Origin of the sequence: Parahoeflea olei (assembly GCF_001703635.1) — a bacterium.
Lineage (GTDB): Bacteria > Pseudomonadota > Alphaproteobacteria > Rhizobiales > Rhizobiaceae > Hoeflea > Hoeflea olei.
Map to the genome: position 1 here is coordinate 21,963 of NZ_LQZT01000019.1, position 8,972 is coordinate 30,934.

An 8,972-nucleotide genomic window follows, 5' to 3' on the forward strand; every position below is an offset into this window, starting at 1 on the left:
TCCGGTCGTGTCAAGCGAAAAAATGCATGGACTGGAGCAATTTGTCCGTCGCCAGGCGCTTGGATGAGCGCGATGCATGGCTTAGACTAAATCCCCAAGTCAAGAAGAAGAAGGGACTATCCCATGAGCGTGCGTGTTTCGGGTAAACATATGGAAATCGGCGAGTCGTTCAGGACCCGCATCGAGGACCAGATAACCGGGGCTGTGAGAAAATATTACGATGGCGGGTTTTCGAGCCATGTGATCGTGGAGAAGGCAGGGTCGCGGTTCACCGCCGACTGCAAGATTCACCTCGATACCGGTGTGGTTCTGCACGCCACCGGCCAGGCTCAGGATCCGCAGCCGGCGTTCGACGCCGCGGCGGAACGTGTCGAAAAGCGGCTGCGCCGCTACAAGCGCCGTCTCAAGGATCACTATGCCAACGGCCAGCAGACCAATGCCGAGCTGGCTTACGCCGTGGTCGATTCGGCGCTTGACGATGCCGAAGACGAAGTGCCGGCCGATTACGCGCCGGCGATCATCGCCGAAAGCACCAAGCAGCTTGTCACCATGAGCGTGGCCAATGCGGTGATGGCGCTCGACATGACGGACGAGCGGATCCTGATGTTCCGCAATGCGGGCAATGACGCGCTCAACGTGGTGTATCGCCGCGACGACGGCAATATCGGCTGGATCGATGCCGGCGGGGTCAAGTCCTGACGGCGTTTTGCTGATATGAAAACGGGCAGGCGGGCCGTGCGTGGCCACAACCGGCACAGCCCGCTGCCTCGACATGAAGCGAACTAACGTTGCCCGCCTCGCGGGCCCGGAACAAGGAAAGTGACATGGCGCTTGCTGATCTGATTGCGCAGAATTCGATTCTGCCCGCGCTCAAGGCAAACTCCAAGAAACAGCTCTTGCAGGAACTGGCCGCCAAGGCGTCCGAAGTCACCGGGCTGAGCGAGCGCGAGGTGTTCGACGTAATCCTCCAGCGCGAGCGGCTTGGCTCGACCGGCGTCGGCAACGGCATTGCCATTCCGCACGGCAAGCTTTCCACGCTTGATCACATTGTCGGTGTGTTCGCCCGCCTTGAGCATCCGGTGGATTTCGAGGCGCTGGACGACCAGCCCGTGGATCTGGTGTTTCTGCTGCTCGCGCCCGAAGGGGCCGGCGCCGATCACCTCAAGGCGCTGTCGCGGATTGCCCGCGTCATGCGCGACAGCGAGATGGTGGCGAAACTGCGCGCCACCGACAATGCGGCCTCGCTGCATGCCTTCCTCACCGGAGAGCCTGCGTCCAACGCCGCCTGACCGCACCGGTCCGGGCCAAACGGCCGGGCCGCCTGCTTCGGCCGGGCTGTCTGCTGCGCCCGCGCGCCTCTGGCGTCAGTGCAGGGCGACGGTTTTCAATTCGTCTTCGGCCGCGCGGTAGAACGTGCTCGAACGGTTGTCGGTCAGCAGGATCGGCGTGCCGTCGGCACCGAACAGCGCCCACAATTCGACGCCGGGTCCCAGTTCCGGGGCCTGGGGAAAGCGGGCGATCACGTCCTCGGAGCGCATCTTGCGGATATAGCCGATCTTGCCGGCCCCCATCAGGGCCAGGTCATGTGCGGACAATTGGGGTTTGCCAGATTTCGAAATCATCAAGATGTCCTCCGGTGCGTGGCAGGAACTGTCCTGTCGGATAACCGTTTCGTCAGTCTCGAACCGAAATGTTAATTTTCTTCACCATGCGTGCGGGCTCGGGACGAATTAAATCGACCGAGAGCAATCCGTTCTTCAATTCGGCGCTGGTCACTTCCATTCCGTCGGCAAGCACGAACATGCGCTGGAACTGGCGCGCGGCGATGCCGCGGTGCAGGTATTCGCGCCCGTCGGCCTCCGACTGCCGGCCGCGGATGACGAGCTGGTTCTCTTCGGTGGTGACCTCGAGATCCTCGTCGCGGAAGCCGGCGACCGCCAGCGTGATTCTGAGCCGTTCGGCATTGGAGCCGTCGGCTGCGGCGCGGATGCGTTCGATATTGTAGGGCGGGTAGCCTTCCGACCCCTTGGCGATGCGCTCCAGGGTCTTTTCCATGGTGTCGAAGCCCAGCAGCAGCGGGCTCGAAAAAGGCGTCATGCGAGACATGGCGTGTCCTCGGTTTCAAGCGACAGGCGCCGGACCCGCTTCGGCATCCGGCTCGCCGTCAATATGGGAACTCAAATCGGGCTTCGCAAGAACCTTGCCCGATGCGGCCGCAGGCCCTTAGTGTCGCCCGATCCGAATCGCTTCCAGAGGATCCGCCATGACGCGCCGCACCATCATCATCGACACCGATCCCGGCCAGGACGACGCCGCCGCGATCATGCTGGCGCTGTCGAGCCCCGAGCTCGACGTGCGCGGCATCACCGCCGTGGCCGGCAATGTGCCGCTGGAGCTGACGGCGCGCAACGCCCGCCTCATTACCGAGATCTGCGGCCGTCCCGACGTGCCGGTGTTCGCCGGCGCCGACGCGCCGCTCAGGCGCAAGCTGGTGACGGCGGAATATGTGCACGGCAAGTCCGGCCTCGATGGTGTCGATCTCTTCGAGCCGTCGCATCCGCTGCAAGAGCGCCACGCGGTGGATTTCATCATCGACACACTGCGCGACGCGCCCGAGGGTAATGTCACCCTGTGTGCGCTCGGTCCGCTCACCAACCTTGCCACCGTGGTCGAGCGCGCCCCGGGCGTGATCGGCCGGGCCCGGGAAATCGTGCTGATGGGCGGCGGCTTCTTCGAGGGCGGCAATGTCACGCCGTCGGCCGAATTCAACATCTATGTCGACCCGGAAGCCGCGGCGATCGTGTTCGGCGCGGGCGTGCCGATCACCATGATGCCGCTTGACGTGACCCACAAGGTGCTGACCACGCGGGCGCGGGTCGAACGGCTGCGCGCCAACGGCAACCGCGCCTCGAAGGTGATGGCCGACATGCTCGATTTCTTCGAGCGCTTCGACGAACAGAAATACGGCACCGACGGCGGCCCGCTGCACGACCCGACCGTGATCGCCTGGCTGATCGACCCGGAGATGTTTTCGGGCCGTAAGTGCAATGTCGAGATCGAGACCGTTTCGGAGCTCACGCTGGGCGCGACCGTGATCGACTGGTGGAAGGTGACTGACCGTCCCGAGAACGCCTTCGTGGTCGGCGGCGTCGATTCCGACCGTTTCTTCGGCCTCTTCATCGAGCGTCTGGGGCGCTATTAGAGCCGGGCTTCAACCTCGGCGGATTCCGGGATCGAGGGCTGGGCGCCGGGCTTGAGGCAGGCGAGCGCGCCGGCCACGGCCGCACGCCGCACCGCGTCGGGAAACGCGAGGCCTGAGTCGAGCCCTTGGGCCAGATAGCCGCAAAACGTGTCGCCGGCGCCCACCGTATCGACCGGCGTAACCTTGAGCGAGGCGACATGGCCGGTCTCGCCGCCCCTGGCCCAGGCCACCCCATCGGCGCCGAGCGTGACGATCATCGCCTGGCCGGTGCGGGCGTGAAGGGCTGCAAGCTCCGCGGACACCTCGGCAGCGGTTCCTGCGTGGCGGCCTGAAAGCCGCGCGAATTCGGTCTCGTTGGCAATCACGATATCCGCCTTGGGTGCAAGCCGCTCCACCGCCGCGGTCAGCGGCGCGATGTTGAGGATGCTGGTCACCGAGCGTTCGCGCGCCGCATCGAGCGCGGCCGCCACGGCGGGTTCGGGAATTTCCATCTGCAGCAGCAGCGTGTCGCCGGCAGTCATTCGCTCCACGGCAGCGCGCGCGTCCTCGGCGCTGAACTTGCCATTGGCGCCGGGGATCACCGCGATCATGTTCTCGCCGTCCACACCCACCAGGATCATGGCGATGCCGGTCGGTCCCGCAAGCCGCTGGACCGCGCCGAGATCCGCGCCGGCGGCATCGAGTAGCGCGAGTGCTTCGCCGGCAAAGGTGTCGTCGCCGACCGCGCCCGCCATCCGGACACTGGCGCCCGCGCGCCGCGCCGCCAGCGCCTGGTTGGCGCCCTTGCCGCCCGGTGCGGTCGCGAAATCCGATCCGGTCACGGTTTCCCCGGGCTCGGGCAGCCGCTCGGTGCTGGCGATCAGGTCCATGTTGATGGAGCCGACGATGGTGATCATGGCGTTCTCCTGTCAATGCCGCGTGCGACAGGCCTCCCCGGCGCGCCGCCTGCTCCTCGCATGCCGGTGCTGCGTCGTGCAACGGCAAAAATCGACTGTGTCACGCACGGCGGCGCCAGCGCTCGGCAACGCCTGCCGTCACTCCTCGTCGTCGACGACCCGGAGCTTGAGCGTGGAGGAGCGGGGCTCGAAGGCGGGCGTCTCCCGGGGCGTCGCAGAACCGTCGCCCGAAGCCTGGCGCGCGGGATCGGCGGGGTGCGCCTCGTCCGCCAGCTGCGCGAATTCCATCGCCTCAATCCTTGCCCCGCGCCGGCTCAGTTTTTCCGACGAGGTCAGGATCAGTTCCACGTCCTTCTGCGTCATGGAGAAATGGCTCTGCAGCTTGCGCACCCGGTCGTCGAGCCGCGTCAGGTCCTCCATCAGCTTGAGCACCTCGCTCTGGATCAGATGCGCCTGTTCGCGCATGCGCGAATCCTTCAAGAGCGCCTGGATCACCTGGATCGACAGCATCAGGAGCGACGGCGAGACGATCACCACGCGCGCGCGCTGCGCCTTCTGCACCACCGCCTCGAAGCGCTCATGGATTTCGGCGAAGATCGATTCCGAGGGCACGAACAGGAAGGCGGTGTCCTGGGTCTCGCCCGGGATCAGGTATTTGTCGGCGATGTCGCGGATATGCACCTCGATATCGCGGCGGAAGCGCTGCTGCGCGACCTGTGCGCCTTGCTCGGCCATGCCGCCGGCCTCGGCCTCGCGCATCGCGTTCCAGGCTTCGAGCGGAAACTTGGCGTCGATCACCAGGTCCGGCGCGCCATTCGGCATGTTGACGGTGCAGTCGGGTCGCATGCCGTTCGACAGCGTCGGCTGCAACCGGTAGGCGCCCATCGGCAACCCGTCGCGGATGATGGTTTCCATGCGCGACTGGCCGAAGGCGCCGCGGGTCTGCTTGTTCGACAGGATCGCCTGCAGCCCCACCACGTCGCGCGCCAGCGACTGGATATTGGCTTGCGCCGTGTCGATCGCCGCGAGCCGCGCCTGCAGCTTGGCAAGGTTTTCATGGGTGTTGCGGGTCTGGTCGGTGAGCGTCGAGCCGATGCGCTGGGTCATGCCGTCGATGCGCTGGCCGATCGCCTGGTTGAGCTCGGCCTGGCGCGCGCCGAACAGCTCCGCCATCGCGCCCATGCGGCCCTGCATTTCCGATTGCGCCTTGAGGATGTCGGCGAGCCGCGCCTCGGCCTGGGCCGCGCGATGGGCGGCCTCGGCTTCCGCGCGGGTGCGCGCCTCGGCGGCCCGCTTCAGCGACAGGGCCATCCACAGGATGAGCCCGAGAAGGCCCGCGAGCCCGGCGATGAGCGCCTGGCCCAGCGTGACCGGATGGCCGCCCAGGTCGAAAAGCGGGATCGAAAACAGCGCGGCGTCGGTCTCCATGGCGCAAGGCCTAGCTGATTCTCCGCTGCTTGTCAGATCAAAACGGGAACATGTGCGGGCGATCCGTTCCGCGCGGCCGTGCGGGACGATTGACGGGGGCACAATCTGTGATTATTTCAAACCCCATGAGCATCAAGCCGATCATCTATCTTCCCGACCCGGTCCTGCGCCAGAAAAGCCAGCCGGTGGAGCGTGTCGACCAGGAGCTTTCGGGCTTCATCGACGACATGCTCGAGACCATGTATGACGCGCCGGGCATCGGCCTGGCGGCGATCCAGGTCGGCGTGCCGCGGCAGCTTCTGGTGATCGACGTGTCGGGCAAGGACGAGCCGCGCAACCCGCAGGTCTTCATCAATCCGGAGCTGGTCGCCACCAGCGACACGATCAATGTCTACGAGGAAGGCTGCCTGTCGATCCCGGACTATTTCGCCGATGTCGAGCGTCCGGAAAAGGTGACCGTGAGGCATCTCGACCGCGACGGCAAGGAACAGGTGACCGAGGCCGACGGCCTGCTCGCCACCTGCCTGCAGCACGAAATGGACCATTTGAACGGCGTGCTGTTCATCGACCACATCTCCAAGCTCAAGCGCGACATGGTGATCCGCAAATTCACCAAGCTCGCCAAGCAGCGGGTCACGGCCTGAGATCAGTTTAGGCTTGGGCGCAGGAACCTGCAACAAAGTGACATAACGAGGGTCTTTGCGATTGCACGCAAGATTCTGGGAACAAGTTCGCGGGTCGGTCTTCAGTCGTCGGTTCCGCAACACGCAAAGCACTGGATTCGGAGCGGTTTTGGCCAACGACGACCAACACAGCGCGGTTATCTCCGCTTGGGATGAGCTTCGAAGCGCACTGGGCGACGTGCGCCTCAGCGATGAAGAACATCGCGCTTTGTTGGCATGCGCCCGAAGGATACGGCGCTCGGTTGATCGATTGACGCGCGCCTTCAACTGAGCATTCGCTGCGGGCGTTCGTACGCCTGATTTCGCCGGGCTTGACCTCGCGCTCGAAAACCCGTTTGAACACGGGCTCTGATCACCCGCAACGGGACGACAGCAATGACATTGCGCATCATCTTCATGGGGACGCCGGATTATGCGGCGCCGACGCTTCAGGCGCTTTATGACGCCGGCCACGAGATCGTCGCGGTCTATTCGCAGCCGCCGCGGCCGGCCGGCCGGCGCGGGCTGGAACTGACGCCCTCGCCGGTGCAGCGCCTGGCCGAAAGCCTCGGCCTGCCGGTCTTCACCCCGACGAGCCTGAAAGGCGCCGACAAACAGGCAGAGTTCGCGGCGCTCGGCGCCGATGCGGCGGTGGTGGTGGCCTATGGCCTGCTCCTGCCCAGCGCCATCCTGGAGGCGCCGCGGCTTGGCGCCTGGAACGGCCATGCCTCGCTTCTGCCGCGCTGGCGCGGGGCCGCACCGATCCAGCGCGCGATCATGGCCGGCGACGCGGAAACCGGCGTGATGATCATGAAGATGGATATCGGCCTCGATACCGGCCCGGTGGCGCTCACCGAACGCGTGGCCCTGTCCGACACGGTGACGGCGGGTGAGTTGCACGACCAACTCTCTGAACTGACCGCGCGGCTGATGGTCGAGGCCATGGCGCGGCTCGAACGCGGCGACCTCACGCCCGCGCCGCAGCCGGAGGCGGGCGTCACGTATGCGGCCAAGATCGCCAAATCCGAGACCCGCGTCGATTTCGCCCGGCCCGCGCGCGAGGTGCACAACCATGTGCGCGGGCTTTCGCCGCAGCCCGGCGCCTGGTTCGAGCTCGATCTCAATGGTCGCCCCGAGCGGGTCAAGCTGCTTGCGACCGGCGACGTCACCCCCGATGCGACAGGGGCCGCGCCGGGCACCGTGCTCGACGACCGGCTGCTGATCGCCTGCGGCGAGGGCGCGATCCGGCTCCTCATGCTGCAGAAGGCCGGCGGCAAGCCCATGGCTGCCGTCGACTTCCTGCGCGGAACCCCGGTCCCCGTCGGAACGGTGATCGGCTGATGCCGCGCTACCGGCTCGACATCGAATATGACGGCACCGATTATGCCGGCTGGCAGCGGCAGGACGGCCAGCCTTCGATCCAGCAGGCGATCGAGACGGCGATCCACGGCTTCTGCGGCGACACCGTCACCCTGCGCGGCGCCGGGCGCACCGATGCTGGTGTGCACGCGCTGGGCCAGGTCGCCCATGCGGATCTCGCGGGCGCGTGGGCCGACGACACGGTGCGCGACGCGGTCAACGCGCATCTGCAGATGGCGCGCGAGCGCATCGCCATCCTGGCGGCACGCCGCGTCAGCGACGATTTCGACGCCCGCTTCTCCGCCCTCAAGCGGCATTACGTCTACCGTATCCTCTGCCGCCGCGCGCCGCTGGTGATCGAGAAGAACCGCGCGCTGTGGTCGCCCAAGCCGCTCGACGTGGAAGCCATGCACGACGCGGCGCAGCGTCTCGTCGGCCGGCACGATTTCACCACCTTCCGCTCGGTGCAGTGCCAGGCCAATTCGCCGGTGCGCAGCCTCGACCGGCTCGATGTGGTGCGGGGTGCGGGCGAGGGGCTGATCGAGATCCATGCCTCGGCGCAGAGCTTCCTGCACAACCAGATCCGCTCCTTCGCGGGCACGCTCAGGCTGGTGGGCGAGGGCAAGTGGAGCGCCGACGACGTGTCGGCGGCGCTCGCCGCCCGGTCGCGAAAGGCCTGCGGTCCGGTGGCGGCACCCGGCGGGCTGTTCTTCCGCGCGGTCGACTATCCCGAGGCGTAGTGCGGCGCACTAAAGCGGCGGATTTTCGCGCATAGGCCGCAGTTTCCGAGAATTCGCGCCTAACTTTAACGCAACAGTAACGCAATCGCGCCAAAGCTCGCAGTGCCAGAGACCGCGCGCCCGGCGCGAGACGCATGATGCCGTTCTGGAGCGTCCCTGTCGCCCGTGCGGGACATGACGAAATCTCCGCATGCTGCCAGGATCTCTCATGTATCTTTCGAGAAAACTGCCGATCGCTGCCGCCGTTCTGACGATGGTTTCCATCGGCGTGGCCAGCATGGCGAGTTTTCAGATCGCATCGCAGGCGCTCGAGGCCAAGACGCTGGAGAAACTCGAAGCCGTGGCCGACGGGCGGCGCAACCAGCTCGAGACCTTCATCGCCAATCTCAGGCAGGATCTCGCCGCCACCGCGCAGAACAATCTGATGCGGATCGCGCTCGAAGGCTTCAAATATGACTGGGGCTTCCTGGGCGAGGGCGCATCGGCGGAACTCAAGCGCCGCTACATTTCCGAAAATCCCTATCCCGCCGGCGAGCGGGAGAAATACGACACCGCGCAGAAACCCGACGCGGCCAAGATCAGCTCCTACGACCAGAGCCACGAGCGCAACAACCCGCCGCTGCGCGAGATCGTCGCAAGCCGCGGCTGGGACGATTTCTACATCGTCGATCTGAACGGCAACGTG

The 8,972-nt window shown here is 65.8% G+C and carries 10 protein-coding genes and 1 pseudogene; 7 read left to right on the forward strand and 4 right to left on the reverse strand.

Going from position 1 to position 8,972, the window contains the following annotated elements; all coding sequences use genetic code 11:
- Nucleotides 1-123: 123 nt before the first annotated feature.
- Together hpf and ptsN are read left to right on the forward strand one after the other, a co-directional pair.
- On the forward strand, nt 124-699 hold the full coding sequence (hpf, locus tag AWJ14_RS12640; protein WP_066179545.1) for a ribosome hibernation-promoting factor, HPF/YfiA family: 576 nt from the start codon (nt 124-126) through the stop codon (nt 697-699).
- A 125-nt stretch (nt 700-824) separates the two neighbouring features.
- On the forward strand, nt 825-1,289 hold the full coding sequence (gene ptsN / locus AWJ14_RS12645; protein ID WP_066179548.1) for a PTS IIA-like nitrogen regulatory protein PtsN: 465 nt from the start codon (nt 825-827) through the stop codon (nt 1,287-1,289).
- A gap of 75 nt (nt 1,290-1,364) precedes the next feature.
- Here the strand turns inward: ptsN and AWJ14_RS12650 are convergent, their stop codons facing one another.
- Nucleotides 1,365-1,622: a BQ00720 family protein gene (locus AWJ14_RS12650; protein ID WP_066179550.1), complete on the reverse strand. Its 258-nt coding sequence runs from the start codon at nt 1,620-1,622 to the stop codon at nt 1,365-1,367.
- A gap of 52 nt (nt 1,623-1,674) precedes the next feature.
- Nucleotides 1,675-2,106, reverse strand: coding sequence for an Hsp20 family protein (locus tag AWJ14_RS12655; RefSeq protein WP_066179554.1), 432 nt, complete (start codon nt 2,104-2,106; stop codon nt 1,675-1,677).
- A gap of 157 nt (nt 2,107-2,263) precedes the next feature.
- Between AWJ14_RS12655 and AWJ14_RS12660 the strand changes: the two genes are divergently transcribed.
- On the forward strand, nt 2,264-3,202 hold the full coding sequence (locus AWJ14_RS12660) for a nucleoside hydrolase (RefSeq protein WP_066179557.1): 939 nt from the start codon (nt 2,264-2,266) through the stop codon (nt 3,200-3,202).
- On the opposite strand, the gene AWJ14_RS12665 is transcribed toward AWJ14_RS12660, so the two are convergent.
- Nucleotides 3,199-4,098 carry a ribokinase gene (locus AWJ14_RS12665; RefSeq protein WP_066179560.1) on the reverse strand — a complete coding sequence of 300 codons (900 nt, stop codon included), beginning with the start codon at nt 4,096-4,098 and terminating at the stop codon, nt 3,199-3,201. The two genes, AWJ14_RS12660 and AWJ14_RS12665, sit on opposite strands and share 4 nt — an antisense overlap.
- A gap of 138 nt (nt 4,099-4,236) precedes the next feature.
- Nucleotides 4,237-5,526, reverse strand: a complete 1,290-nt coding sequence (locus AWJ14_RS12670; protein WP_066179562.1) for a DNA recombination protein RmuC — start codon at nt 5,524-5,526, stop codon at nt 4,237-4,239.
- A gap of 125 nt (nt 5,527-5,651) precedes the next feature.
- On the opposite strand from AWJ14_RS12670, the gene def reads away from it, so the two are divergent.
- The 4 genes and pseudogenes from def to AWJ14_RS22565 form a co-directional block, all read left to right on the forward strand.
- Nucleotides 5,652-6,170, forward strand: coding sequence for a peptide deformylase (gene def / locus AWJ14_RS12675; protein WP_066179565.1), 519 nt, complete (start codon nt 5,652-5,654; stop codon nt 6,168-6,170).
- 414 nt (nt 6,171-6,584) lie between these two features.
- Nucleotides 6,585-7,529 (forward strand): methionyl-tRNA formyltransferase, encoded by a 945-nt coding sequence (gene fmt, locus AWJ14_RS12680; RefSeq protein ID WP_066179569.1) that lies wholly within the window; start codon nt 6,585-6,587, stop codon nt 7,527-7,529.
- Nucleotides 7,529-8,287 carry a tRNA pseudouridine(38-40) synthase TruA gene (gene truA, locus AWJ14_RS12685; protein ID WP_066179572.1) on the forward strand — a complete coding sequence of 253 codons (759 nt, stop codon included), beginning with the start codon at nt 7,529-7,531 and terminating at the stop codon, nt 8,285-8,287. Before fmt ends, truA begins: the two co-directional genes overlap by 1 nt.
- A 208-nt stretch (nt 8,288-8,495) precedes the next feature.
- A pseudogene (locus AWJ14_RS22565) lies at nt 8,496-8,972 on the forward strand (hypothetical protein); the annotation flags it as partial.